The sequence below is a fragment of the Armatimonadota bacterium genome (assembly GCA_018268395.1).
GTDB lineage: Bacteria > Armatimonadota > Fimbriimonadia > Fimbriimonadales > Fimbriimonadaceae > JAEURO01.
Window position 1 is genome coordinate 34464 of the sequence record JAFDWQ010000006.1, and the last position, 25216, is coordinate 59679.

Annotated in this window: 24 protein-coding genes and 1 tRNA gene; 19 read left to right on the forward strand and 6 right to left on the reverse strand. The window is 62.3% G+C overall.

The annotated features are described in order from the left end of the window. Nucleotide 1 precedes the first annotated feature (1 nt). On the reverse strand, nt 2-1354 hold the full coding sequence (locus JST30_11765) for an extracellular solute-binding protein (GenBank protein ID MBS1715001.1): 1353 nt from the start codon (nt 1352-1354) through the stop codon (nt 2-4). Between the two features lie 97 nt (nt 1355-1451). Here JST30_11765 and JST30_11770 point away from each other — a divergent pair, with 97 nt between their 5' ends. Continuing rightward, nucleotides 1452-4517 (forward strand): winged helix-turn-helix domain-containing protein, encoded by a 3066-nt coding sequence (locus tag JST30_11770; protein ID MBS1715002.1) that lies wholly within the window; start codon nt 1452-1454, stop codon nt 4515-4517. 7 nt (nt 4518-4524) lie between these two features. Further along, entirely contained in the window at nt 4525-5532 is a 1008-nt protein-coding gene (locus JST30_11775; protein ID MBS1715003.1) for a Gfo/Idh/MocA family oxidoreductase, read from the forward strand. Here the strand turns inward: JST30_11775 and JST30_11780 are convergent. The 3 genes from JST30_11780 to trpD are packed head-to-tail and all read right to left on the reverse strand — an operon-like array spanning nt 5499 to nt 7890. After that, complete coding sequence (locus JST30_11780) at nt 5499-6107, reverse strand: phosphoribosylanthranilate isomerase (GenBank protein MBS1715004.1); 609 nt, start codon at nt 6105-6107, stop codon at nt 5499-5501. The two genes, JST30_11775 and JST30_11780, sit on opposite strands and share 34 nt — an antisense overlap. Continuing rightward, nucleotides 6101-6883 (reverse strand): indole-3-glycerol phosphate synthase TrpC, encoded by a 783-nt coding sequence (trpC, locus tag JST30_11785; GenBank protein MBS1715005.1) that lies wholly within the window; start codon nt 6881-6883, stop codon nt 6101-6103. The genes JST30_11780 and trpC overlap by 7 nt, the downstream gene beginning before the upstream one ends. Then, nucleotides 6880-7890 (reverse strand): anthranilate phosphoribosyltransferase, encoded by a 1011-nt coding sequence (trpD, locus tag JST30_11790; protein MBS1715006.1) that lies wholly within the window; start codon nt 7888-7890, stop codon nt 6880-6882. Before trpD ends, trpC begins: the two co-directional genes overlap by 4 nt. Nucleotides 7891-8006: 116 nt before the next feature. On the opposite strand from trpD, the gene JST30_11795 reads away from it, so the two are divergent. The 14 genes from JST30_11795 to JST30_11860 all read left to right on the forward strand — a co-directional run bounded on the left by JST30_11795 (nt 8007) and on the right by JST30_11860 (nt 19051). Then, nucleotides 8007-8879 (forward strand): hypothetical protein, encoded by an 873-nt coding sequence (locus tag JST30_11795; GenBank protein MBS1715007.1) that lies wholly within the window; start codon nt 8007-8009, stop codon nt 8877-8879. A gap of 39 nt (nt 8880-8918) precedes the next feature. Continuing rightward, nucleotides 8919-9371: an NADH-quinone oxidoreductase subunit A gene (gene ndhC, locus JST30_11800; GenBank protein ID MBS1715008.1), complete on the forward strand. Its 453-nt coding sequence runs from the start codon at nt 8919-8921 to the stop codon at nt 9369-9371. After that, entirely contained in the window at nt 9371-9979 is a 609-nt protein-coding gene (locus JST30_11805; GenBank protein MBS1715009.1) for an NADH-quinone oxidoreductase subunit C, read from the forward strand. The genes ndhC and JST30_11805 overlap by 1 nt, the downstream gene beginning before the upstream one ends. Before the next feature lie 378 nt (nt 9980-10357). Further along, the gene (locus JST30_11810) at nt 10358-11251 is read left to right on the forward strand and encodes a prepilin-type N-terminal cleavage/methylation domain-containing protein (protein MBS1715010.1); all 894 of its coding nucleotides are present in this window, start codon (nt 10358-10360) and stop codon (nt 11249-11251) included. Nucleotides 11252-11506: 255 nt separating this feature from the next. Beyond that, nucleotides 11507-12397, forward strand: coding sequence for a prepilin-type N-terminal cleavage/methylation domain-containing protein (locus JST30_11815; GenBank protein MBS1715011.1), 891 nt, complete (start codon nt 11507-11509; stop codon nt 12395-12397). A 99-nt stretch (nt 12398-12496) separates the two neighbouring features. Next, entirely contained in the window at nt 12497-12676 is a 180-nt protein-coding gene (locus JST30_11820; protein ID MBS1715012.1) for a hypothetical protein, read from the forward strand. Further along, on the forward strand, nt 12673-13368 hold the full coding sequence (locus tag JST30_11825; GenBank protein MBS1715013.1) for a hypothetical protein: 696 nt from the start codon (nt 12673-12675) through the stop codon (nt 13366-13368). Before JST30_11820 ends, JST30_11825 begins: the two co-directional genes overlap by 4 nt. A 71-nt stretch (nt 13369-13439) precedes the next feature. After that, nucleotides 13440-14657 (forward strand): NADH dehydrogenase (quinone) subunit D, encoded by a 1218-nt coding sequence (gene nuoD / locus JST30_11830; protein MBS1715014.1) that lies wholly within the window; start codon nt 13440-13442, stop codon nt 14655-14657. A 35-nt stretch (nt 14658-14692) separates the two neighbouring features. Beyond that, on the forward strand, nt 14693-15610 hold the full coding sequence (locus tag JST30_11835) for a prepilin-type N-terminal cleavage/methylation domain-containing protein (GenBank protein MBS1715015.1): 918 nt from the start codon (nt 14693-14695) through the stop codon (nt 15608-15610). Between the two features lie 19 nt (nt 15611-15629). Beyond that, on the forward strand, nt 15630-16229 hold the full coding sequence (locus tag JST30_11840; protein MBS1715016.1) for an NAD(P)H-dependent oxidoreductase subunit E: 600 nt from the start codon (nt 15630-15632) through the stop codon (nt 16227-16229). A 132-nt stretch (nt 16230-16361) separates the two neighbouring features. Beyond that, nucleotides 16362-17258: a prepilin-type N-terminal cleavage/methylation domain-containing protein gene (locus tag JST30_11845; GenBank protein MBS1715017.1), complete on the forward strand. Its 897-nt coding sequence runs from the start codon at nt 16362-16364 to the stop codon at nt 17256-17258. Between the two features lie 6 nt (nt 17259-17264). Then, the gene (locus JST30_11850) at nt 17265-17501 is read left to right on the forward strand and encodes a hypothetical protein (protein MBS1715018.1); all 237 of its coding nucleotides are present in this window, start codon (nt 17265-17267) and stop codon (nt 17499-17501) included. Between the two features lie 92 nt (nt 17502-17593). Then, the gene (nuoF, locus tag JST30_11855) at nt 17594-18925 is read left to right on the forward strand and encodes an NADH-quinone oxidoreductase subunit NuoF (protein MBS1715019.1); all 1332 of its coding nucleotides are present in this window, start codon (nt 17594-17596) and stop codon (nt 18923-18925) included. A gap of 50 nt (nt 18926-18975) precedes the next feature. Continuing rightward, nucleotides 18976-19051: transfer RNA gene (locus JST30_11860), tRNA-Arg, on the forward strand. 4 nt (nt 19052-19055) lie between these two features. Here JST30_11860 and JST30_11865 read toward each other — a convergent pair. Continuing rightward, nucleotides 19056-19772 (reverse strand): hypothetical protein, encoded by a 717-nt coding sequence (locus JST30_11865; GenBank protein MBS1715020.1) that lies wholly within the window; start codon nt 19770-19772, stop codon nt 19056-19058. A gap of 118 nt (nt 19773-19890) precedes the next feature. Between JST30_11865 and JST30_11870 the strand changes: the two genes are divergently transcribed. After that, nucleotides 19891-21138 carry an AAA family ATPase gene (locus JST30_11870; protein MBS1715021.1) on the forward strand — a complete coding sequence of 416 codons (1248 nt, stop codon included), beginning with the start codon at nt 19891-19893 and terminating at the stop codon, nt 21136-21138. Between the two features lie 45 nt (nt 21139-21183). Next, nucleotides 21184-22377: an ABC transporter permease gene (locus tag JST30_11875; protein MBS1715022.1), complete on the forward strand. Its 1194-nt coding sequence runs from the start codon at nt 21184-21186 to the stop codon at nt 22375-22377. 4 nt (nt 22378-22381) lie between these two features. Here JST30_11875 and JST30_11880 read toward each other — a convergent pair whose 3' ends face one another. Next, complete coding sequence (locus tag JST30_11880; protein ID MBS1715023.1) at nt 22382-23437, reverse strand: DUF1385 domain-containing protein; 1056 nt, start codon at nt 23435-23437, stop codon at nt 22382-22384. Nucleotides 23438-23867: 430 nt separating this feature from the next. Between JST30_11880 and JST30_11885 the strand changes: the two genes are divergently transcribed. Next, the gene (locus JST30_11885) at nt 23868-25205 is read left to right on the forward strand and encodes an MFS transporter (protein ID MBS1715024.1); all 1338 of its coding nucleotides are present in this window, start codon (nt 23868-23870) and stop codon (nt 25203-25205) included. Nucleotides 25206-25216: the final 11 nt, after the last annotated feature.

Below are 25216 nucleotides of genomic sequence, written 5' to 3' on the forward strand. Positions count from 1 at the left end.
CCTACTGCACCTTGTACTTGGCGATGCTGTCGTCCTTCCGCACTTTCTCGGCCTCTGCTTCGCAACGGTCGCAAAACTGCTCGGGCGTGAGTTCCTTGTTCAAGAGCGACGTCAGGGCTCCTTCGATGTTCTTCTGCATCGCCTTGTACCACTGACGGTACTGGACCGCCCACACCGTCTTTGCGCCTTTGACGGCGGCGGCCGGCTCTTTGAGAGTGTCCGGCATCTTCGCTTCGTCAGAGCCTACGATCGACATCAACGTCCCCTTTTGCTCGACGAACTGCTTGGCCTTTTCGAGCGAGGTCATGTACTTGTAATAGGCGACCGCCGCGTCAGGGTTCTTGGCCTTGGCCGGGATCATCCACGGTTCGATCCCGATCAGGACCGCCGTCGGGTCTCCTTGCCCGCCCTCGACGACCGGCGCGTTGAAGAACCTCATCGTGACGCCAGGGGGCGTGACCTTCTTCATCTCGGCTTCAAGCCACGATCCGCACGGGATCATGGCCGCTTTTCCGTTCAGGAACTGAGTCTGCGCTTCCGTGTGGCTCATGCCCGTCGAGCCTTCCAAGAAGTAGCCCTTGTCACGGAGTTCTGCGATCATCTTGGCGGCCTGGAGCATCGACGGCGACTTCCAGGCACCGGGCTCGAGGTTCTGGGCGGCCTTGACGGCGTCGACGCCGCCCACAGAAGCCGCCCATGGGAGCAGCATGCCTTCGATCATGTAATAGGGGTACTGCCCTTGGTACGTGATCGGAGCCATCCCCTTGGCCTTGACCTTCTCGCACAGAGCGAGCAGTTCGCCGTACGTTTTCGGCGGCGCCCATCCGTTCTTTGCGAAGACGCCGGGGTCGTACCACCATCCGAGCACCATGACGTACAGCGGCAACATGTACGTCTTGCCGTCTTTCTGACAAAGCTTGAGGACGTTCGGGTCGAACGTGTCGCGCCACTTCGTCTTGCCGTCGAACGCCGGAGAGTCGAGAGCAGCGTCAAGCTCCATCAACTGGCCGTCCTGGACGAGCCCCCACTGGTCCATGTCCCAACCCGGGAACATGATGTCCGGCGTGTCGCCGCTCACCATTCGTGGGCGGATCTTTTCCCAAATGTGCGGATCGCCGTCGACCTTGACGTTCAGGCCCGGATGCTTGTCTTGAAACTCCTTCCCCGCCTGAGAATAGAAGTCGACGTCGTAGCCACCCTTAAAGGCCACGACTTCAAGGTCGCCCTTCAGTTCTCCGCTGCCCGTCGCGCCCGGTTTCGTCGACGAGGCCCCAGGGTCACCGCCTTGCCCTGACGGGGCGCACCCGGACAACACGACGGCGAAGGACAGGGTCAAAAGAGGCAGAAAACGCACGGCCCAAGATACCTCGGCAACGGAAAAGGGGACGTCTGATCTTCCGAGTCGGTATGCTCGTCGTACCGCACCCGTGGGAGGGGACCCAAGAGGGCTCATGAGAGGGCACGATCCATCGTCCGGCTTCGGATCCTCCGGCGATTTCGTATTGCCGTGGCGGATCGAGATGTTGGGCGGCCTTCGGGCCCGCCACAGCGACATCGTCGTCCAGAAGTTCCAGACCCAGAAGACGGGGGCGCTGCTCGCCTACCTGGCGCTCGAAATCGGCAAGACCGTCCCTCGGGACAAGCTGGCGTCGCTGATCTGGTCGGACGGCGATACCGTGGCCCTCCGGAACAGGCTGAACCAAGCCGTGTCGTCGTTGAGGCGGCAGTTGGAAGCGCCGGGCTCGGGCGTGGGGCGGGTCTTCATCAGCGACCATCAAGTCCTCGGACTCGATCCGAACTCCGTCTCGTCGGACGTCGTCGAGTTCGAAACCCAGATCGAAAAGGCCCAATCGATGCCGAAGGGGGCCGACAAGCTCAAAGCGCTCGAGACAGCGGCGTCCCTTTACCGGGGCGAACTGCTCGAAGGGATCCAAGAGCCATGGGTCTTGCCCAAGCGCACCCATTATGCCGCCGATATCCGTCAGGTCCTCCATGAACTGATCCGCGAAAACGCGGACATGGGCCGCTTTGCGCAGGCAGCGGACTTTGCGAACAGGCTTGTGGAACTGGAACCTGGAGACGAGCAGGCCCATCTCGACCTCATCACGATGCTCGCCAACGCCGGTCGGCACCAGGCGGCCTTGCGCCACTTCTCGATCATGGAAGTCGCTCTGCGCGAACGGGGCTCCGCGCCGTCCAAAGCGTCGCTCGTCCTGAGGTCGAAGATCACGTCGATCCCCAGCCCTGCCGCCTATGTCCCGTCGACGGTCAAGGTCGAACCGCTCGAGCCGTTGCCGCCCAAACGCCCGACCGCGACCAAGCGCCGGATTCCGGTGTCTTTCAACCGGATGATCGACCGTGAGGAGGAAATGTCGGCCGTTTACCGGCTTTTGACCGAAGACGACACCCGCGTGGTGACCGTCGTCGGAATCGGCGGCAGCGGCAAGTCCAGGCTCGCGATCGAACTCGCGAACCAACTTCTGCCCTCTTTCGAAGACAGCGTCTATTTCGTCCCGTGCTCGCCGCTCGGGCAAGCCCCCACGGCCATCGAGCAGATCGGAGCCGTCGTGGCACCCGGCACACCGTCCGACCGTCGGACGTTCGTTTCGATCCGTGAGGACTTGGAGACGGTCGGCCGAGCCTTGCTCGTCTTAGACTCCGCCGAGCACCTCCAGGAAAGCGACTTGGACGAGCTCGCTGTCTTGATTTCCGAACTGCCTGACCTTCGCGTCCTCGTGACGTCGAGGCGCGCGCTCCACCTTCCCGGTGAGACACAGTTCGCACTAGGCCCGCTGGCCGTCCCCTCGAACGTTCTCGATCCGGCCGACGAAGTCGCTAAGAACCCGTCCGTCATGCTGTTCGTCCAACGGGCGCAAGCCGTCAAACCCGACTTCCACGTGACGGAAAGGACCGGTGAGGCGATCGCGCGACTGTGCGTCCGGCTCGAGGGTCTGCCCTTGTCTCTCGAACTCGCCGCGTCTTGGATCCGTTCGCTGACTCCGGCCCAGATGCTGGAAAGACTGTCGCAAAGGCTCGACTTCCTCGAGTCGCGTCGACGGGACATCAGTCAGCGACATCGGACGATCCGGGCCGTCCTCGACAGCACGATCGGCCTCTTGACCCCCGAGCTCAGGGCGGCGTTCTTCCGAATGTGCGTCTTTTCCGACGGCTTCGACCATGACGCCGTGTCCCAAATCTGCCCGGACTGTGACGCCGACGACCTTCTCGATAGCCTTCAAGAAGCAGGGATCGTCCAACGGACTACGAACCATGGGGACCGGGCCCGGTTCACGATCCTCGAAACGCTGATCGACTATGCCCGCGAACAAGCCTCGCCCGACCAGCAAGAAGAAGTCGGATGGCTGCACGCCGACTACTTCCTGGAGGTCGCAGAAGGTACGGCGGTGTCGAAGAGGCAGAACCGTGACCGGTGGTTCACAGCCGTCCACGCCGACTATATGAACCTGCTGTCGGCCATGAACTGGTTCTTCGTGCACGACGAACCGGAAAAGGTCGCCCGTATCGCGATCGCGATGGTCGAGTTCTGGGAAGCGTCCAGCCGTATCATGGAGGGCGTCCATGCCCTCGAATCCATCTTGGACGCGCTGGGCTCGGACAGCCCTTACCGAGGCAGGTGCGCGACCGGCCTCGCCCGGCTCACGAATTACTTCGGCAACCGTTCGATCTACCAGGCGATGTCCGAGCAGGCCCTGGAAAAGGCACGATCTGCAGGCGACGGACTGGCCGTCTGCGAGGCCCTTCTCGTCGTCCAACAGGCTGCGCACACCGAACGCGATTTCGACCTTTCCGACCGCTTAGCGCTCGAAGGGCTGGAAACCGCGCTCGCCCTCAAGGATTATTCGATCGCGTCGCGCTGGCACTTGAGGCTCGGCAATACGGCGATGGAGCGCAAGCAGTTCGACCGTGCCCGGGCGGAGTACGAAGAAAGCTTGCGGCTGTCGCGGCTCGCCCACGACTCCTTCCGCGTCGCCGCGACCCTCGTCAACATCGGTATGTACGGGGTCGAAACCGGTCAGCCCGAACTGGCCAGGCTCGCGCTCTCGGAGAGCCTCAGCCTCGCCAAATCGGTCGGAGCCGGCCTCATGTTCGGTACGATCGTTTCGAACCTTGTCCGCGTCGACCTCATGGTCCATCGTCCGGTCGAAGCCCTTGCTTGGGTCGCCGAGGCGATGCGGTTCAAGATCGAACTCCGAGTCGTGAAGAGCGAGCTGTACCTCGAAGTCGCCGAAGCGGCGATCCAACTGGGTGATCCGGATCTAGCGGCCCAGTTGTTCGGAAAGTCGGAAGAAGTCCAGTCGACAGGAATGAGGAGCCACATCGAAGAGAGTTACTTCGAGTTCGTCAAATCTGGCATCGTGACGGCCCTTGGGACCGAACGTTTTTCGCAGCAGGCCCTTTTCGGCCGACAGCTCTCCGACGAGGCGGCCGACCAATTGGTCAACCGTCTCATCGAGGCCCACCTGCCCTCTGTGCAAGTCGCGGCTACGCCATCATAAAGCCGTCATGTTGAAGATCGGTCTCGTCGGATGCGGGTTCATGGGCCGCATGCATGCGAACGTGTATTCGACGTTGCCCGACGTGCGTCTGGACGTCGCCTATGACTCCGCCCCAGACAAGCTCTCGTCCTATTGCTCGGAGTTCGGCTGCCGGAGCTCGAACTCGTTGGAGGAGCTCCTCGCTTCCGACGTCGACGCCGTCGATATCTGCCTCCCGACGTACCTCCACGCTTCGACGACGGTCCAAGCCGCACGGGCGTCCAAGCACGTGTTCTGCGAAAAGCCGATGGCCATGACCGACGAGGAGGCGCGTTCCATGATCGCCGCTTGCGACAAGGCGGGGAAGGCCTTGATGATCGGGCACTGCATCAGGTTTTGGCCGGAATACGTCGAGCTCAAGAACATGGTCGACGACGGCCGCTACGGCCGCCTTCTCTCGGCCTCGTTCGTCCGCTACGGGGAGTTCCCCTCGTGGTCGACGGACAATTGGCTCGCGGACGAGTCCAAAGCAGGTGGCGGCGTCCTCGACATGCACATCCATGACACGGACTTCGCCCACTTCCTTTTGGGGACGCCGGACACGGTGGTCAGCTCGGGGAACATCGACGGAACGGGGCCGTGCTACGTCCACACGACGATGACGTTCGGCGAAACGGTCGTACATCTTGAAGGCGGGTGGAACCTGCCTCCCAAGACGCCGTTCCGGATGGCCTTCCGGGCCGTTTTCGAACGTGGCGCGGCGATCATGGACGGAGGCCCGTTGACCGTTTACTCTCACGACCATGAACCACGGACTCCCGAGTTCCCCAAGATGCAAGCGTCCGGTGGCGGCAACATCAGCGACTTGGGCGGCTACTACCACGAGCTCCGGTACTTCGTCGACCGCGTGGCGTCCGGCTTGCCGCTCGAGACCGTGACCCCCGAATCCTCGCGGACCAGCCTCGTCACGACGTTGTCGGAAATCGGTCAGATCAAGGCCCGTTACGCGGACCTGGCCGCAGCGATGAAGTCCTGAACCTTGATCAGGTCTTTGATTCCAGGCCCGGACTCTGTCCCGCTACAAACGTCGACCGCATAGGGCTGGACCGTCCGGACGGCCACGGCAACGTTGTCCGGAGTCAGCCCGCCTGCCAGGACGACCGGTCCGTTCCACTCAGCGACGAACGCGGCGGCGAGCCCCCAGTCTAGGGGTCGGCCCGTACCTCCCGTCCGACCCTCGTGACTCGCGTCCAACAGAACGGCTTCGACTCCCGGAGCGGTCCGGTGGGCGGATTCGAGCAGGTCTTGAAGGGTCGTCTCCGGAGCGACGGCCAGCACTTGGACGCGCCGGACGTCGGCGCGGTCGAGTCCACCTTCGAACTGTCGGGCCTGGATCAAGAACCCGGGGTCTTCGACCGGTCCCGCGACGTCGTAGACGAGCACCCGTTCGACGAACGGTCCCGCTACCGTAGCCAGGGTCCGCGCCTCGCCCTCTTCGACGAACCTCTTGCTTGCTGGATGGCGCACGAAGCCGACGGCGTCCGCGCCGGCTCCGACGGCGGCCTCGACGTCCTCGTGGCGGGTCAATCCGCAGATCTTCACCCTTACCATCCCATGACCTCTTTGACTTTGGCCCCTGGATCGAGGGCCGCACAGAAGGACGTTCCGATCAGGACGGCCCTGGCCCCCGCCTCTGAAACCCGTCGCACTTCCGAGACGTTTCGGATCGAGCTCTCGCTGACGATCGTCGCTCGGTCCGCGATTTCGGGAATCAGCAAACACGATACGTTCAAGTCTTCTTCGAAAGTTTGTAAATTTCGATTATTGATCCCGATAAGGTCCGCCCCGAGGGAAAGGGCCGTCTCGGCCTCTTCTCTCGTGTGGGCTTCGACCAAAACGTCCAGCCCCGTCTCTCGCGCCGCCCCGTAGAACTCTTGAAGTTCGCCGAGCGACAGGCCGTTGACGATCAGAAGGACCGCGTCGGCACCGATGGCACGGGTCTCGTAGACCTGTGCCAGTCGGACGGTGAAGTCCTTGCGAAGCACGGGCAAGGAGGTTGCTTCGCGAGATATTTTCAAGTTTATGATTGAACCTTGGAAAAAAGAGACGTCCGTCAAGACGCTGAGCGCGTGCGCACCGGCCTCAGCGTAAGCGCGGGCGATTTCGCCCGGATCGAAATCGGCACGGATGACGCCTCGCGAAGGACTGGCCTTTTTGACCTCGGCGATCAAAGCGACGGGACGGTCCGCGTTCCGAAGCGCCGACGCGAATCCACGGACCGGTGGCGCGTCTGCGGCCCTGGCCTTCCACTCGGCAAGGGCCGAGGCTGTCGACATGTCTTCCGTCTCGGTCCGTTTGGCCGAAAAGATCTTGTCCAGGATCGTCATCCTCCCGAAGCCTCCACCAAGCGGTCGAGCGCATGTCGGGCACGACCCGAACTTAACGAAGCGACGGCGGCACGGGCCGCTTCTTGGGTCGATCCGGCCGTACCTGCCGCCATGAGCGTGACGGCCGCGTTCGGCACGGGGGCCAAAGAGCAAGGCGCCTCGCCACCGAGCGCTTTCTTCAAGATCTCGGCGTTTTCGCCGACCGTCGTCCCTGCGTGCAGCGCGGAAGGTGACAACGCATCGGTCAGAAAGTCCGTCGGGTCGAACGTGCCTTCCTTCACGCGTCCGTCCAGCACTTCACAGTAGTCGGTCGGGGCGCAGGGAGACACCTCGTCCATGCCGTCCCGTCCGTGGACGACGAACGCCCGCTCCGTTTTGAGGAGGACGAGAGCTTCGGCCATCGGCCGGAGGAGGCTGCGGTCGTACACACCGATCAATTGCCTGGCTGCGCCCGCTGGGTTCGCTAAGGGACCGAGTTGGTTGAACACGGTCCGGACACCGAGATCCTTTCTCACCGTGGCCAAGTTCCTCATGGCCGAGTGGTGGGAGGGTGCGAAGAGGAACACGAGACCCACGTCCTTGAGCGACTTGGCGAGTTGTTCCGGATCGGCGTGCAGGTTGACGCCAAGGTGTTCCAAGACGTCCGCGCTCCCGCAATGGCTCGTGACCGACCTGTTGCCGTGCTTCGCGACCTTGGCTCCGGCGCCTGCCGCGATCAAAGCCGCCGCCGTCGAGAGGTTCCACGTCGGGGCCCCGCCGCCCGTGCCGCACGTGTCGACGAGAGCTGGGAACTCATGGGACAACGTCAAGGCCCTGTCCCGAAGGGCACCTGCCATGCCCGCCAGCTCGGAAGCCGTCGCGCCTTTCACTTGGAGAGCCACCAGGATCCCGGCCGCTTGCGCCTCGGACACGTCTCCGCCCAGGAGCCTTTCGGCCAACATTCGGGCTTCGGGCTCGAACAAATCGAGTCCGGACATCAATCGGCTCAGAAGGCTCGCCAGGGGCACGAAGCGAGATTGTACGGCATGAACCTCTGTCCTGCCTTGACCGACTCAGGCAACAAACCGTCATCGACGTGAACCAACGACCCGTGTCGGGCCCTCCTATCTTGAGAGGCACTCTTATGTCCTTCGCTCATCCCCGCCTTCAGTTTCGTGACATCGTCGTCGCCAGTGCGTCCGTCTTGGTCACGGCCGCCGTCCTCGCCCAATCTTTGGGAGGCCAAGCGCTCGAGGCTCGCGACTTTCTTCAACTCAAGCTCTTGAACCATGCGTTCAAGGCCTATCTGGAAGACAACTCGGGCCTGTACCCCATGGCCTTCGGAAAAGACTCCGCAGGCGCGTACATGTGGAGCAGTTACCACTACGTCCCGGACGATTGGCCCGACGGGCCAGGGTCTGACGGAAGTTATGCCCGTCGGATCGTCGCTTCGCCGTCCTTTTGGGCGAACGGTCTTCGCCCCTATACGGCTGGACCGATCGCGTTCGAGGCGCCTGGAATGAACCAGGTCGTGGTCGGGGCCAGTGGCGCCCACCTCGGCGCAGGCAAGCGGAAGACGCAACTGTCTTACGCTTACAACGGTCTCCTCATGTCCTACTCGGCCGGTGCCGTCGCATCGCCGGCGACCCTTCCGACCGTCTGGCACGGCCTCGGTAAGTCAAGGATCGACGGGGCCGGACTCTCGACGCCCGCGCTCAATTGCCCGACGGCAGGTCAGCCGTGCACATACTTGCCTTGGCAGTCGGGGTGCGGTTCGTGGCAGAACGGTCGGACCAGCGTCCTGTTCACCTCGCCGAACACGATCTGGGTGTACCAAAAGCGCGCCGCTTGGTTAGCTGTCGACGGACATGCCGAGCACCGTGCGCTGGGCGCCGTGATCGCACCGGACGACACGGACTATAACGTCGACCCCTTCAACCAGTACGACCCGAACGGCTTTGGGACGCTTTACTGGTGGGACGGCTGTCACCCCTGGTTGTTCCGGCCCGACCACTGACGGCGCGCGTCCAAGATCGGTGGGTAACATCCTGGACGTATGTCGGGCGAATTCCTGCCGATCTTGATCCTGGTCTGCTTCGCCTCGCTCATCTGCGCGGTGATGGTGGTCGGAAGCTACGTTCTCGGGCCGAAGAAAGTCACCCGGTTCAAGTCTTCGCCTTACGAGTGCGGCGTCGCTCCGAGGGGTGCGGCGAACGAACGGTTCCCGATCAAGTTCTATCTGGTCGCGATCCTCTTCGTCCTGTTCGACATCGAAGTCGTCTTCCTGTGGAGTTGGCTGACCGTTTTCAAGGACGCATCGACCGAGTTCCAGATTTTCAGCGCCATCGACGTCGCCGTGTACATGGCCTTCTGGATCGTGGGATACGTCTATATCCTCCGCATCGGCGCCCTGGAATGGGACGAGGCGACGAGCATCGCCCCTGAGAAGATCGGGCACGACGAACCGTCCGTGTCCGCACCGACCCAGTCCCAGGAGGCCGTAGCCTGATGGGCGCCCCGATGGTCGGTTCCGAGCGACTTGAAGCCGTCAAGCTCAGGGACGCCCTTGGCGCTTCCCTCCTGAAGGTCAAGGAATACCGAGGTGAGACGTACCTGTGCGTCGCGACCGACCGGATCGTCGACGCCGTCCGGACCTTGAAGGACGACCCGGACTTGGAGTACGCCTATTTCGCCGAGTGCGTGGGCGTCGATTACAGTACTTGGGGACACGAACGGGACATGGACGGCCGGTTCGAGGTCGTTTACAACCTGTACAGCCTGAAGCACTCGTCCCGTATCTTCGTTAAAGTTTCGGTCGACGACGGCGAGACCGTCCCGACTTTGAAAGACGTCTTCCTCGGTGCCGAATATCCCGAACGCGAAGTCCAGGACCTGTTCGGCGTCGTTTTCGAAGGGAACGGGCCCGAGCCCGGCCAGCGGTTCTTGTTGCCGGACGATTGGGCAGGGTTCCCCTTGCGGAAAGACGTCCCTCTTGGCGGTGAAGACGTCGTCTTCGCCCACGGAACGCGAGGCCCCGCGGTCGAAGACCTTCAGGCCCCTCATGCCGGCGAGAGCTTCGAAGGGCGGACAGGGACGGAAGACGTGTCCGGTCGATAAGGCCCTTTGAGACGGGCTAAGACTTTTTTTTGGGACCTTTCGAACGGTCCGACGCGCCCGGTCCGTCCGCTTATCGTGTTTCGTTCAGGAGCAAAAGCAAGCAGACTGTGCGGTCTCGAACTTGCCCGCTGCCTTCCAAACCTTTTCCGGAAAAGTTCACTGATATTCACGAATACCGGTAATTCCAGGACTTTCGACGCATAAGCGAACTGCAGTGGTCCCGTTTTTTACGGTTTCTTCGGTGACGACCGAACTCTTTGGGCCAAAACTTGCTCCTCATAGCTGTCGGACGCATTCCGTCTTTGAATCCCGGAGCCTTGACCGGCCCGAGAGGGGAAAGGGAAGGTGGACGTCAACCCATCAATCGTGAAGCCATCCATGAAACGTCGAGCATTTACCCTGATCGAGCTCCTCGTCGTAATCGCGATCATCGCGATCCTTGCGGCGATCCTCTTCCCTGTCTTCGCCCAGGCGAAGGAAGCTGCCAAGAAGACGGCCGACCTGTCGAACCATAAGCAGGTCACGCTGGCCTTCATGCAGTACCTTCCTGACAACGACGACGTCTTCCCGCTGGGCTTCGGCCTCCGCGGCGACGCCCAGTCGTGGGCCTGGAACTACAGTCAATACTTCCCGCACAACTGGCCGAGCGGAGCGGGCAGCGACGGTTCCTATGCGATCCGCGCCTACTCTTCGCCTGTCGCTTGGGCCAACACGGTCCAGCCGTACAGCAAGAGCATCCAGCTCTTCAGCGGCCCGGGCCTCCCGGTCGTTTCGGCCGGCGCGGCCAGCAACGCCGCACCGAGCACGACCGTGCCGCGCGGTAACAGCAACATGACGTACAACGGCCTGTTGCAGGGCTATGGCGCCAGCGGCGTCCAGAACCCGGCCATGCTGCCGATGGTCTGGTCCGGTCGCGGCAAGGCCAACACGGACGGCGCGGTGCTGTCCAACCCGGCGCTGCAGTGCAACGAAGCCAACCTTCCTTGCACGTACGTGCCATACACCGCGGCGTGCGCTTCGACCAAGAACGGTCAGCAGAGCGCGATGTTCGTGGTCAGCGGTTCGCTGTGGGTCTATGGCAAGGGCGCCAACATGGCGTTCACCGACGGCCACTCGAAGTTCCGCACCCTCGGCGCGATCCTCGCCCCGAAGGACACGGACGCCAAGACCGACCCGTACACTCAGTACGACACCAACGGGTTCGGAGCCTCCTACTGGTGGGACGGCTGCCACGCTTGGCTGTTCCGCCCGGACTATAACTTCAACCAGTAAGTCCGGAGACTGGGCCTGGTCGGAGCTTTCGGGCTCCGGCCGGGTCTGGACAACTTCATACGACGGCGAAGCTCCCTTGCTTTGAACCTGATTGAGCGCTGACCGCTCCGAGTTCCCGGTTTTTATGACAAATCGCGGGAACAATCGGTGCGTTCCAGCGATCTTTGTGGTATCAAGTGAGACAGGGCGCGTTCCGCGCGGGAGACCGCACGGGATCCGACCCCGCTTGAAAATCCTCAAGTGAGTGAAGCAATTATGAAACGCCGTGCGTTTACGCTCATCGAGCTTCTGGTCGTGATCGCGATCATCGCGATCCTTGCGGCCATCCTGTTCCCTGTCTTCGCCCAAGCCAAAGAGGCCGCGAAGAAGACGGCGGACTTGTCCAACCACAAGCAGGTCACCCTTGCGTTCATGCAATACCTGCCTGACAACGACGACGTGTTCCCGCTCGGCTTCGGCCCGCGGGGCGACGCCCAGCCGTGGGCCTGGAACTATAACCAGTACTTCCCGCACAACTGGCCTTCGGGAGCAGGCGGCGACGGTTCGTACGCGATCCGTGCGTACACCTCCCCCAGCGCTTGGGCCAACACGATCCAGCCGTATACCAAGAACATCCAGATGTTCAGCGGCCCCGGCCTGCCGATCGTCTCCGGCGGTGCGGTCAGCAACGCCGCCCCGGGCACCGTTCCTAAGGGTACGACCGCGATGACGTACAACGGCCTTCTCATGGCCTATGGCGCCAGCGGCGTCCAGAACCCTGCGATGCTGCCGATGGCCTGGTCCGGTCGCGGCAAGGCCAACGTGGACGGTGCGATCCTTTCGAACCCGGCCCTGCAGTGCAACGAAGCCAACAAGCCGTGCAGCTACGTGCCGTGGAAGTCGGGTTGCGCCAGCACTCGGAACGGCGAGCAGAGCGCGATGTTCACGCTCAGCGGTTCGCTCTGGGTCTACGGCAAGGGCGCCAACATGGCGTTCACCGACGGTCACGCGAAGTTCCGCACCCTCGGCGCGGTCCTCTCTCCGAAGGACACGGACTACAAGACCGACCCCTACACCGGCTATGACGCCACGGGCATCCCGGGCTTCTACTGGTGGGACGGTTGCCACGCTTGGCTGTTCCGCCCAGACTACAACTTCAACAACTAATATAATGTTGAAGGCGGGAGGGCTCGGTGACCGTCTCGGTTGCCGGGCCTGACCGTTTTAGGACACAATTCCAAAGACGGAACTTATCGAAGGAACCTCATGAAGAGACTCATCCTGCTGGCGTTCGCCGGCTTCTTGACCCTCGTCGTCATCGGTTGCGACCAAGCGACCGCCCCGCCTGCTTCGGACTCCGGTAAGGGTTCGTCCGGCGCCAAGCTGCCGCCGGGAGCGCAAGGCAACGCGAACGGCGACATGCCGAAGACCGCAACACCGGAGTGAACCTGATCAGAACGTCCGCACCGTCGGTCCTTCTGACGGTCGTGGCGGCCCTTTCTGCAGGCGGCTGCGGGCCGTCCCAGGAAGAGGCGATCATCGCCAAGAACCGCGCCCGACCCAAGCCGGGTTGGGTGCGGCTCGTCAATTTTTCGTCGAGGCCGCTCGAACTCTGGATGGACAACCGTCCGTCGTCAGGGTCCGTCGCGGCGGGTGCAGCCTCTGGCTATTCCGGCACCAGCCCGAAGGCGCACAAGTTCGTCTTGAAATCGGGCGACACGGAAGTCTTGACCGGCGAAGTCGAAGCCCAATCCGATCTGGGGACCTCGGTGGTCGTCACCGACCAAGGCGGAAAGGTCGCTTTCAAGACGGCCGTCGGCGAACCCAGGATCATTCCCAAAGGCTCGAACAAACTCGTCGTTTTCGACCTCACCGGTAAAGCCGCAGGGTTCGAGGTCAAAGACGAGAACGGCATGACCATCGGCGTCGTCCCGGGCGGACTGTCACAGCCCGGTGAACCGATGACCCTCGAAGCGAACTTCCGGCTCGTGTCCGGCGGCAAGACCTTGGCCACGGCCCAAGTCTTCAACCCGATGGAAGCCAACACCGGTTTCATCCTTCCCGGTTCACCGACCCGGTTCGTCATTTTCGGCAACTCGCCGAAGACCGAACCTCTGAAGACGTCGGACTTCAACTGAAGCCGGGCCCGTCGGCGCTTAAGACTCCCGCCCCCCTCGACCCCGGGCGGGGGTACGATCTGGCAAGCCCGATGAGCACCCACACCTTCATCCCCAGCACCGAGACCGTGTTCGAACGGACGGGCGAAAACACGATGATCGTGAACATGGGGCCCCAACACCCGAGCACCCATGGCGTGCTCCGCGTGATCCTCGAACTCGAAGGCGAAACGATCGTCAGGGCCAAAAACGTCATCGGTTACCTCCACACGGGGATGGAGAAGGAAGCGGAGAGCCAGACCTACCAGAAGTGCGTGGTCATGACCGACCGCATGGACTATCTCAACGCGAACGGCAACAACCTCGCTCACGCCCTCGCCGTCGAGAAACTCTTGGGGATCGAAATCCCTCGCCGGGGCTCTTATCTCAGGGTCGTCCTCGCTGAACTGAGCCGCGTCGCGAGCCACCTTGTCTGGTTGGGGACTCACGCCCTTGACCTTGGCGCCATGACGCCCTTCTTCTACGTCATGCAACAACGGGAGCTGATCCTCGACCTGTTCGAGATGTTCAGCGGCGTCCGGATGATGCCGTCCTGGATCGTGCCGGGCGGATTGAGGGGCGACGCGCCGGAAGGGTTCGAGACCCGGCTCCGCACGTTCTTGGCCGGCTTCCTGAGCGAACTGGAAGTGGTCGAGAACCTCTTGGCCGAGAACGCGATCTGGAAGGAGAGGACCCAAAACGTCGGGATCCTCACGGCAAAGGAGACCTTGGAACTGGGCTGTTCGGGCCCGATCGCCCGGGCCAGCGGCGTCGAGTGGGACCTCCGTAAGAGCAGTCCGTACTGTTGCTACGACGAGTTCGACTTTCAGATCCCGGTGGGCGAAGTCGGGGACGTTTATGACCGCTTCCTCGTCCGCATCGCCGAAATGAAGGAGTCGGTCAAGATCATCACTCAAGCGATCGACGGCCTTCCCGAAGGGCCTTGGAACTCTTCGGACCGGAAGGTCGTGCCGCCCGCCAGGGCCGAGCTCGACAGTTCCATGGAAGCGGTGATCCACCACTTCAAGCTGTGGACCGAGGGATACCGCCCGCCGGTCGGCGAAGCTTATGCCGGAGTCGAAGGCAGTAAAGGCGAACTGGGCTTCTACATCGTCAGCGACGGCACGAACAGGCCATACCGGTGGCACGAACGCCCGTCCAGCTTTATGAACCTGAAGGCGCTCGAAGTGCTGGCCGAAGGCAAGTTGATCGCCGACCTGATCGCCATCATCGGTTCGATCGACATCGTGCTCGGCGAAATCGACCGCTGAGGGATTCTGGACACTGTCGACTATAATGGAAGGCGATGCGCCGCGCCTTCACGCTGATCGAACTCCTTGTCGTGATCGCGATCATCGCCATTCTGGCGGGGATCCTGTTCCCCGTTTTCGTCCAAGCGAAAGAAGCCGCCCGTAAGACGACGGGCATCAACAACGTCAAGCAGGTCGCGCTCGCGACGGTCGGCTACACGGTGGACTGGGACGACACCTACCCGATCATGCAACGCGTCCAGGCGAACGGCGTCGTCCGCTATTACGAGTCGATCGGACTTCCCGCGGGATGGGACTTCAACGGCCAGTTCCGGGACATGGACAACGTCGCCTGGGTCAATTCGGTCCAACCGTACTTGAAGAACTATGCCGTCATGACCCTGAACGGCCAGAACGTCTGGTCGTACAAGGACACCCGCTACGCGAACGCCACCCAGCCCTTCTTCAACGGCTCGGTCTCTTTGAACGGGGTCCTCGCCTCGTATCCGGCGACCGGCGTCGCCAGCCCGTCGAAGCTGACGCTCGTCTGGTTCGGGAACATGAAGGAAGAGATCCGGGGGTACGTGTACACGAACCCGCTCCTGATCTGTAGCCGGATGCCCTGCACGTTCAAAGGCGCGAACACGTTCGGTGACCGCAGCGACTACACCTATGGGTACCTGCGCGGCGACATGCCTCAGAACGAAACGGGTTGGGTCGTCGGACGGGGCATGCCGATGGTGGCGTGCGACGCCCACGTCAAATTCGTACCCTTGAACCCGGGCGGCGCCGAGACCAAACCCGGCGAGATGGTCCGGTCGTACGACCACCCGACAATGGCTTTCGGGAAGAACGGGATGTTGAAGTCCTTCCACACGTGCAAGGACACGCCGACCTCCCACGCCTACTTGAGTTTCTTCCGTCCGGACTCCGAATTCGACTACAACTTCGGTCAGGACGTCCTCTGCCACTGAGCGGTACACTCGAAGGGCGATGTCCGACGTTGTCACGCTCAGCCCTGAACGACCGAAAGCCCCCAGGCCCGAGGAACTGGAGCTGAAGTTCGGCCAACGGGCGTGCGAGGAACTCGAGAAGCTCAAGGGACACTATCCCGACTTGAAGAGCTGCATCCTTCCCTGCCTCTGGATCGCCCAGCGCGAGTACGGCGGATGGCTGCCCCCGGCCGCCGTCGCCGAGGTCGCCCACCGGCTCGGACGCAGTTTTGCAGAAGTCGAGGGCGTGGCCACGTTCTATTCGATGTACAACACCGACCATCTGCCGGGACGCCATCTCATCGAAGTCTGCACTTGCCTGTCCTGCCATTTGTGCGGGGCTTACCGGATCGTCGACCACCTCGAGGACCGGTTGGGCGTCAAGCTGGGCGAGACGACCCCGGACGGCGTGTTCACGATCCATGAGGTCGAGTGCCTGGACGCGTGCGACCGCGCCCCGCTCCTCCAGGTCGGCGACCGTTATGTCGGGCCGGTGACTCCGGAGTCCGTCGACGCGCTGCTCGACGAGTTGAGGGGTCGGGAAGACTCGACGGTGGTCCAACTCGCGGACTCCGTCGTCCAAGTCCACCTCGACAGATAAGCAGTTCGGAAACCTGACAATTCGAACCTAAGGTTCCCGGCCGACGAGAAATCAAGCCCCGTATAAATACGGGAAATGAAACAATTGGCCCGTATTGTGTGTCATTATGGTTGAGGAGGTTTCTCCCATAACATGCGACGCAATGCATTTACTCTCATCGAGCTTCTGGTCGTAATCGCGATCATCGCGATTCTCGCGGCCATCCTCTTCCCGGTCTTTGCCCAGGCTAAGATCGCGGCGAAGAAAACGGCGAGCATCAGCAATCAGAAGCAGTACAACACGGCCGTCCACATGTACCTCACGGACAACGAGGACGTCTGCCCGATCATCCAGTACAACAACACGTACGACGTCCGTGCGGGCGACCAGGCGATCGGCACGATCGTCAACCCGTACATGAAGAACCAGGACATCTGGGCCGACCCGAACAGCCCGATCGGTCGACAGGAGCGCATCCTCAAGGACATGCTCGACCCGACCACCTGGACCGAGCCGACCAAGACGCAGCAGATCCTGTTCAACTTGGCGATCAAGAACGACTACGGCTACAACACGCAGTACTTCAGCGTGATGGGCGCGAACTGCCCTGAGAACGGCGTCACCCTGCCGTTCAAGGCGTTCGGTACGAACCACACCGCCGTCGGCGACCCGGGCAACACCCTGATGTTCGTCAACTCGCTGTGGGACCGCTCTGGCAACGCCGTCGTCGGCGGTGGCAACTGGGGCCTCGACGCTCCGTGCCGCCAGTACAAGGATCCGAACACGGGCGTCATCAAGGACACCTTCCCGGCCCTCCAGGGCGGCTGTACGGGTCGCTGGTGGTGGGGCGGCTGGAACCCGGGCACCACGGGTTGGAACGAGTTCGGCGGCGCTTGGCCCTATCACGCCGGTAAGGCCGTCGTCGGCTTCTCGGACAGCCACGCCAAGGTCCTCTCGATGTCTCAGGTCGCTCGCGGCTGTGACGTCAAGACGGGTTGGGGCGGCTACGTGTTCGACCGCGCTCAGTACATCTGGGACCTGGACAACTAAGATCACATGCTGAGAAACCTGTTAGCCCTTTGCCTTGCAGCAGCCCTGACCGGGCTGCTCGCAGGGTGCGGTTCCGGTGAGACTTCGTCGAGCGATCTGAAAACGGAAAACGATCAGATCAAGAAGCAGAGCGTAGACCAGGGCCAAGTGGCCCCCATCAACGACACCGTCCAAATGGGTGGGCCAGGTGGCAGCGGCGGCGGATCCAACATCATGCCGAAAGGCGTGAGGGACAAGAAGTAAGTCCCGGTCCGGCGCGAAACAGAGGCGGCGGCTTCCGAAAGGAAGCCGCCGCCTTTCTTCGTACGGGGCTCCAGGTAGACTGCACGGCTGAAATGGCCGAATACCGCCTCCTGTTCGAGCACGCTCACGATGACGCTTATCGCACGCTCGGAGGGTACATGGCCAAAGGCGGATACTCCGGCCTGAAGAAGGCCCTGAAGTCCGACCGTCAAGCCGTCATCGACCAGGTCAAAGCGAGCGGGCTTCGCGGTCGCGGGGGAGCCGGATTCCCCACGTGGATCAAATGGAACGGGATCGAAAAGGACAAGACCCGCGAGCACTACCTCGTCTGCAACGCTGACGAAGGTGAGCCGGGGACTTTCAAGGACAAGGAGCTGATGGAGCGGACGCCGTTCCTCCTCGTCGAGGGCATGACGATCGCGGCCCATGCGACGCAGGCCGCCGTCGGATACATCTACATCAGGGGCGAGTTCGTCGACGCGGCCAAGGCGCTAAGGGCCGCCATCGACGAGGCGTACGCCAACGGCTATCTCGGAAAGAACATCCTCGGAAGCGGCCTGGACTTCGACCTCTATCTCCATATGGGCGCCGGCAGCTACGAGTGCGGTGAAGAAAGCGCCCTCATGTCGAGCCTTATGGGCGAACGGGGCATGCCAAGGCTCAAGTTCCCCCACGCACCGCTACCGACCGTTGCCGGCCTATGGGACAAACCGACGATCATCAATAACGTCGAAACGTATAGCTGTGCACCATTCATCTTAGACAAAGGCGGTGAATGGTACGCCACGCTCGGAGCGTCGACGAAGAACTCTCGAGGAACCAAGATCTTTTCGGTCAGCGGTCACGTCGCCAAGCCCGGCAACTTCGAGATCGAATTCGGCACGACGCTGATGGAACTGCTCGAACTGGCAGGTGGGATGAAGGGCGGCAAGCTCAAGGCCTGCGTCCCCGGAGGATCCAGCGTCCCGATCATCAACGCCGAGGCGTGCGAGAAAGCCGTCCTTGGATACGAAGAAATGGCGGAGGTCAAATCCATGGTCGGATCCGGCGGCTGCATGTTCCTCAACGAGCACACGTGCATCGTCGGTTTCACCTGGAGGACCGCCCAGTTCTACGCTAACGAAAGTTGCGGCAAGTGCACCCCGTGCCGCGAAGGGACGAAGTGGATGCTCCAGATCCTCGACCGGATCGTCCGCGGTCAGGGCCAACCTGGTGACGCCGAACTGCTGGTCGACATTACGAAGCAGATCGACGGACGCTCGTTCTGCGGCCTGGGCGATGCAGCCGCGTGGCCCGTCGCCGCCGCGATCCGCGTCTTCCCCGAGGAGTTCGAGTACTACATCAAGAACGGACGTTCGATGGTGGATTCCCCCGAAGCCCGAGCCCTGGCTCCACGGCACCTTCAAGCGGCATACTCCGCATAAAGCGGCCGGGGCCTGAACTGTAAACCGTGCGGGGTAAGATAGAGACCCGCCCGGACGTAGCTCAGTGGATAGAGCGCCTCCCTCCGGAGGAGGAAGTCGGGGGTTCGAATCCCTTCGTCCGGGCCACTTCCTAAAATCCCTTCGTCAACGCGAAGTAGAAGGCGTCCGAAATCTTCTGATAGCCCGACTTGTTCGGATGATAATGATCGGACAAGTCCCTGGAAGGGTTGAAGGACGTATACGTATCGGCGAAGGCGATGGGATATCCGGCCCGCTTACGAGCCGCCACGACGTCCTTGACGACGCTGAAGCACACGGCTTCCGACCACGCTTTGCCCGTATAACCGTTGTCCGACTTCGGAACGGCCCCGAGCACGACTTTGATGCTTCGGTCGTACGAGTAGATCACGTTCAGCAATCGGTTGTACTTGAGCACCCAATCCGTACGGGTGACCCAAATGTCGTCGTTCGTTCCCGCCATCAGGAGGACGACGCTCGGATCGTGCTTCCTCAGCCAATCGGCCAGCTTCCCTGCCTGAGGCTCGCTCTTCCGTCCGTTCAAGAGTTCGGTCAGGTTCCAACCGCCGTGCCCTTCGTGGGCCGGGTAGACCATCCCCGTCGAATTGTCCGTCCTGGCACCGACGAACCGGAAGTCGTACGACCCTGACCGCAGCCGTTGTTCAAGGATGCCGCGGTACCCGCCGGCCGAGCCTGCGCCCTGGGTGATCGAATCTCCGACGGTCAAGACCCGCCCGAGCGTCGGACGGCTGGGCCGACCGTACTGGGCGGCGGCAAGGCACGCGACCGTGGCGGCAACAAGGACAAAGGCGGAGCGGACGAGACCCATAAGCGACTTCCCTACGAAGATCATCGGGCCCAGGTCCCGCCAGTAAACTGTAGGGATTACGGGAATCACACCGCACGTTCCGGCACTAGGGGTCGAACTCGGTCCAGAACAACTGGCCGTGTTGACCGACCTCGCCCAAGGCCCTCAGGGCCGTTTCGTCTTCGTGACGGGCCGCGCAGGCACCGGAAAGTCGACGTTGCTGCGAAGGTTCGTCGAGGAAACGTCGTTGCACACGGTCGTTCTGGCACCGACCGGGCTCGCCGCAGTCCAGATCGGCGGCCAAACCCTGCACAGCTTTTTCGCACTGCCGCTTGGCCCGTTGACCAGCGACCCCGAGTGCGTGACGGTGTTCCGCAGAGGGCATCCGAAACGGCGGCTGATCGAAAAGATGCAGTGCCTCGTCATCGACGAGGTCTCGATGGTCCGCGCCGACGTTTTGGAAGCGGTCGACTTTTCCCTTCGGGCCAATTCGGACCGGTTCGATCTTCCGTTCGGGGGCAAAACGATCGTCGCCTTTGGCGACATCCGCCAATTGGAGCCTGTCGTGACCCGAGGCGGCGACGAAGCCATGATCGCCGACCGGTTCGAGAGCCCCTTCTTCTTCGACGCGCCGTGCCTACGGGAATCCGGGATCGACGTATGGCAGCTCGAAACCGTCTACCGCCAACAGGACCCCGAGTTCCTGTGGGCGCTCGAGCAGGTCAGGACCGGAGCCACGTCGGAGCTGTCGTACTTCAACGATCGCGTCGGCGCCGGCCTCGACCATCCGAACACTGTGACCTTGACCGCGACGAACGCTAAGGCCGACGCGATCAACCGCAGTCGGTTAGCCGCCCTTCCAGGCGCCGCCCGGACGTTCCGCGCCGAGGCGACCGGGACGTTCGAGCGGGACTTCCCCACCGATCCCTTGCTGCAATTGAAGCCCGGAGCCCAAGTCATGTTCGTCAAGAACGGCCGTGAGTGGGCGAACGGGACGTTGGGGAGCGTCGCGGCACTGGGCGAGGGCACGGTGACCGTACGGCTCCATGACGGTTCCATGGTCGAAGCCGAGGCGGAAAACTGGGAAAAGACCCGCTACACCTGGAACGCCGACTCGCAACGCGTCGGAAAGGAAGTCGTCGGGACGTACACGCAGATCCCGCTCCGTTTGGCCTGGGCCGTCACCGTTCACAAGTGTCAGGGCCTGACCCTGGACAGCGCCGTCGTCGACTTGGACACTCGGGCCTTCGCCCACGGTCAAGTCTATGTCGCTTTGAGCCGCTGTCGGACGATCGAAGGTCTGTCCTTGACAAGGGCCGTCCTGCCCGAGGACATCGTCCTCCACCCTCGGGTCGCTGAGTTCGAAGCCAAAGCGAAGCTAGGCTAACGGGCCCAACCGTGCCCGAAGGAGGCGGCAATCTAGACGTCAACCATGTCGAACGTGACGGCGGCGTTCCAGTCGCTCAGGGAAAGCTGGCAACGCGGCGTCCTGAGCTCCCTTGGCGTCGCGGTCGCGTCGATCGCCGTCCTTCTTTTGGTCAGTATCGGACTCGGCGTCGAGAAGGACGTCCGGTCGCAAGTGGACGATCTGGGTGTCAACGTCCTGGTCGCCGTCCCCGGACACGTGAGCATGGCCTCCGGGTTCAATCCCAACCTGGGCGGCCAGAGTTGGTTCACGGAGGACCTTGTCGGTCAGGTCCGTAGCGTCGCCGGCGTCGAACGTGCGGGCATCCTCACGTTTGCGGGAGGCGGAGTCCGCTATCAAGGGAAGGACGCTTATCCCCTCGTCATCGCGTGCACGTCCGACTGGTTCTCGATCCACCGCGTCGAGCTTTCGGAGGGCGCGACGTTCACCCACCCCGACGAAGAGAACGCACTGTGCGTACTGGGAGGCGCCGCCAAAGAGACGTTGATCGGATCCGGCCCCGCCGTCGGAAAGTCCGTCGAGATCAATGGACGGCCGTTCAAGATCGTGGGCGTGACAAAGGAGAAGCTCGCCGGACAGTCCATGTTCGCCATGCAGAGCTTTCAAAACGTCGCGTACATCCCTTATCGCGCTTTGAAGAAGCAAAGCCCGAACGTCCAGATCGACCGTATCGTCATGTCGAGCTCACCGGAGGCTGAACCCAAGGCTCTCGTGAAGGGCGTGGAGTCGGTGCTCGCCCGATCGCTCGACCCGCAGCAGTTCAGTGTCCTGACCCAAGAGGACCTCTTGGGTCTGATCTATCAGGTTATCGGCATCCTCGGAACATTGGTCGTCGGCCTGACCAGCATAGGCCTCTTCATCGGTGGGGTCGGGATCATGACGGTCATGCTGATGTCGGTCAACGAACGGCGGAAAGAGATCGGCGTCCGTATGGCCGTCGGTGCCCGGCGATCGGACGTTTTTTGGCAGTTCCTGGTCGAGGCGGCGACGATCGGACTCGCGGGCGTCCTTTCCGGATTGGCCGTCAGCGCGGTCGCAGTATGGGCCCTCGCCACGTTCACGAACATCAAGCCTTTGATGACTCCGGGAACCGTCCTGACCGCCTTCGCCATGGGACTCGGGCTGGGTTGCTTGTTCGGGATCCTGCCCGCCGGTCGTGCGGCGAAGCAAGATCCCGTGGTCTCCCTAAGGAACGAATGAGACGTCAGGCGATCTCGGCGCCGGGCTCTTCGCCCGTGTAGTCGTCCGAGACCGTCATGTGTCCGGATTCCTCGGCCTTGATGACGGCCTTCAACGACGCGATCGCGACTTCGATGTGTTTCGGCCCCGGCTCCGCGGTCGTGATGAGCTGTGTCATGAGGCCGGGCTTCAAGATCACGTTGACCCATCTCTGGTCGCGGGCCTTGCCGGCGAGGCGGATGACTTCGTAGCTGATGCCGGCCAGAACGGGAAGCACGACCAGTTGCAGGGGTACCCGGCTCAGGGCGATCTTCCATGAGGGCGAGTCGGCCGGTACGAACAGGTCGCGCGGGATCAGAGGGAACACGAGAAAGGCGATGGCCGTGATGATGATCAGGAAGTTCGTGCCGCACCGAGGATGAAGCCGCGTCTGGGCGGCACAGTTCTCTGGCGTGAGCTCCTGCCTGTGCTCGATCGTGTTGATCGCTTTGTGCTCGGCCCCGTGGTAACGGAAGAGCTCCATCGTCGTCGGGAACCTTGAAATCAGGACGAGGAACCCGATGAAGAAGACGACCTTGATGACCTCGGCGATATAGTTCGTGCCGGTGAGGTGCAGGTTTTTGTCGGGTTGGTTCGTCGCCCATCGGACCAGGTACTCGGCGATGAACTCCGGCGTCGCCCTGAAAATGACGAACTGAAGCAAGAGCCCTCCCACGACGGCAGCGACGATGAGGGCGTTTTCTACGGTCTTGGAAACGGGTTTGCCTTGCGGAGTCCCGTCGGAAAGGTCGGCCCGGGTCTGGACGTCGGCCGACCAGTTCATCGCTTTGTATCCGAGGACAGACGTGTCGAGTAACGCCAAAGTCCCCCGCAGGAACGGCAGTTTCAGCCATTTCTGACGGCCGAGCCACGTCGACTCGAGCGCCTCCGTCTTGATGACGATGTTGCCGTTGGGCGCCCGGCACGCCACCGCGTAATGGTGCGGGGAGCGCATCATCACCCCTTCCACGACGGCCAGCCCGCCGAACGTCAGATATTCGCTTTTGGTGGGGTCGATCGCTCCTGCGTCGCCGTTCGGCATCGGTCGAGGAGTGTACCTGCGGGCCGACCGAAGGCCCGGAAGGCCGCCTTCACCTAGCTTTTCTACGATTTCGTCCTAAATTCGGCCCAAGGCGAGAACAAATGGCCCGGTTCTTAGGTCTAATCACTAAGCCGAACGGCTAAGGAGCAGACAACTGATGGGACAACCCGACAGGTTGGAGCTCACCGAAGACGAGGCCTATGCTCTGCTTTCGCTCTGTATGACGAGCGATATGGCGCTGGATCCTCAATCGGAGCAGGCGATGCGAAAGCTAGCCGAGTTCTGTAAATCGCATAAGAACGCAAAAAGCAATCATACAAAACCGATGATCGGTGGGTTCTGCGAGGCGGGTTAATCCCGCCTCAACCATTTTTAACCCCCTGCATCCGCGTTGCCTTCGCGTTCGGACAGGCGTCAGAATGCGCTCACGATGTCCGACCATGCCCCGCAGCGGCGCGGATTCCTCGACATGACGGGCTACCAGTGGACGGTGCTGTTCGCGGCATGGCTCGGCTGGGGTTTCGACGTCTTCGACGGCCTCCTCTTCAATTACGTCGCCCCGAACTGCGTCCCGACCCTTCTCGGGCTCAAAATCGGGTCGCCGGAGGCCGGTGTCGAGACCATTCGATGGGTCGGGATCTTGACCGCCGTCCTCCTGGTCTTCTGGGCGGTCGGAGGCATCGTCTTCGGCAGGGTGTGCGATCGGATCGGCCGGACCAGGACGCTGCTCCTCACCATGACGCTTTATGCGCTCGGTACGGCGGCGTGCGCTTTCGCACCCAACATTTGGGTCTTGATCCTCTGCCGGATCGTGGCCGCCTTAGGGATCGGAGGCGAATGGGCGGCAGGGGCGGCGATGGTGGCCGAAGTCGTCCCTGAAAAGCGCCGGGTCGAAGCCGGAGCCCTTTTGTACACGTCGGCACCGATGGGTCTGTTCTTGGCCCAGTTCGTCGACCAAACGATTTCCGGCAACCTCTTGAAAGGAGACCCGACCGTCTCGTGGCGGTGGGTGTTCCTGTGCGGGCTCGTACCGGCCGCCGTCGCCCTCCTCGTCCGAGTGTGGGTGAAGGAACCTGAACGGTGGAAAGCACTGGGAGAAGCGGCCCATCCGAAGATCAGCGAACTCTTCCGGCCTGAGAACCGACCTTTGACCGTCAGTGGGCTCGCCATGGCGATCGTCGCCCTCATCCTCTGGTGGACGAACAACGCCTTCATGCCGACGATCGCCAGCGGCCTGGCCGCGATCGAAGCCCAAGCCCGCGGACTGGAGGCGACGGCGGCGAACGTCCTCAAGGTCGCCTGGAGGACGGAAGCTGCGACGTGGTTCAACTTGGGCGGCCTTGTCGGAACCTTGTTGACGATCCCCATCGCGAAACACTTCGGCCGGAAGCCGATGTTCGCGGTCTACCTCGCCGCATCTGCCGCCTCGGTCTTCCTGACGTTCGGCCCTCCGTGGCCCGCCGAAGTCCGATTGCGGCTCTATGGTCTCGTCGGCCTCAGCGTTTTCGGTATGTTCGGTAGCTTCACCTACTACTTACCAGAGCTCTTCCCGACCCGGCTCCGCGGAACTGGGGCAGGATTCTGCTACAACGCGGGGCGCTTCGTGACGGCGGCCGGTGCGATCGGGGTCAGCATCGTGGCGAGCCAGGGGGCCAAGGCCCTTGAACTCGTGCTCACCATCCTGAGTTGGACGTCGGTGGTCGCCCTGCTCGGCTTGCTCGCCTTGCCCCTTGTCATTGAGACTAAAGGGAAGGAACTTCTCGACTGATTCCAAACGAC

Bases quoted from the DNA above. Each gene is read 5' to 3' on its own strand.
- trpC (MBS1715005.1), bottom strand. From the start codon at position 6,883: ATGACGATCCTGGACAAGATCTTTTCGGCCAAACGGACCGAGACGGAA.
- JST30_11770 (MBS1715002.1), top strand. From the start codon at position 1,452: ATGAGAGGGCACGATCCATCGTCCGGCTTCGGATCCTCCGGCGATTTC.
- JST30_11840 (MBS1715016.1), top strand. From the start codon at position 15,630: ATGTCCGACGTTGTCACGCTCAGCCCTGAACGACCGAAAGCCCCCAGG.
- nuoF (MBS1715019.1), top strand. From the start codon at position 17,594: ATGGCCGAATACCGCCTCCTGTTCGAGCACGCTCACGATGACGCTTAT.
- JST30_11835 (MBS1715015.1), top strand. From the start codon at position 14,693: ATGCGCCGCGCCTTCACGCTGATCGAACTCCTTGTCGTGATCGCGATC.
- JST30_11805 (MBS1715009.1), top strand. From the start codon at position 9,371: ATGGGCGCCCCGATGGTCGGTTCCGAGCGACTTGAAGCCGTCAAGCTC.
- JST30_11880 (MBS1715023.1), bottom strand. From the start codon at position 23,437: ATGCCGAACGGCGACGCAGGAGCGATCGACCCCACCAAAAGCGAATAT.
- nuoD (MBS1715014.1), top strand. From the start codon at position 13,440: ATGAGCACCCACACCTTCATCCCCAGCACCGAGACCGTGTTCGAACGG.
- JST30_11775 (MBS1715003.1), top strand. From the start codon at position 4,525: ATGTTGAAGATCGGTCTCGTCGGATGCGGGTTCATGGGCCGCATGCAT.
- JST30_11810 (MBS1715010.1), top strand. From the start codon at position 10,358: ATGAAACGTCGAGCATTTACCCTGATCGAGCTCCTCGTCGTAATCGCG.
- JST30_11850 (MBS1715018.1), top strand. From the start codon at position 17,265: ATGCTGAGAAACCTGTTAGCCCTTTGCCTTGCAGCAGCCCTGACCGGG.
- JST30_11875 (MBS1715022.1), top strand. From the start codon at position 21,184: ATGTCGAACGTGACGGCGGCGTTCCAGTCGCTCAGGGAAAGCTGGCAA.
- JST30_11795 (MBS1715007.1), top strand. From the start codon at position 8,007: ATGTCCTTCGCTCATCCCCGCCTTCAGTTTCGTGACATCGTCGTCGCC.
- JST30_11845 (MBS1715017.1), top strand. From the start codon at position 16,362: ATGCGACGCAATGCATTTACTCTCATCGAGCTTCTGGTCGTAATCGCG.
- JST30_11815 (MBS1715011.1), top strand. From the start codon at position 11,507: ATGAAACGCCGTGCGTTTACGCTCATCGAGCTTCTGGTCGTGATCGCG.
- JST30_11780 (MBS1715004.1), bottom strand. From the start codon at position 6,107: ATGGTAAGGGTGAAGATCTGCGGATTGACCCGCCACGAGGACGTCGAG.
- ndhC (MBS1715008.1), top strand. From the start codon at position 8,919: ATGTCGGGCGAATTCCTGCCGATCTTGATCCTGGTCTGCTTCGCCTCG.
- JST30_11820 (MBS1715012.1), top strand. From the start codon at position 12,497: ATGAAGAGACTCATCCTGCTGGCGTTCGCCGGCTTCTTGACCCTCGTC.
- JST30_11885 (MBS1715024.1), top strand. From the start codon at position 23,868: ATGTCCGACCATGCCCCGCAGCGGCGCGGATTCCTCGACATGACGGGC.
- JST30_11865 (MBS1715020.1), bottom strand. From the start codon at position 19,772: ATGGGTCTCGTCCGCTCCGCCTTTGTCCTTGTTGCCGCCACGGTCGCG.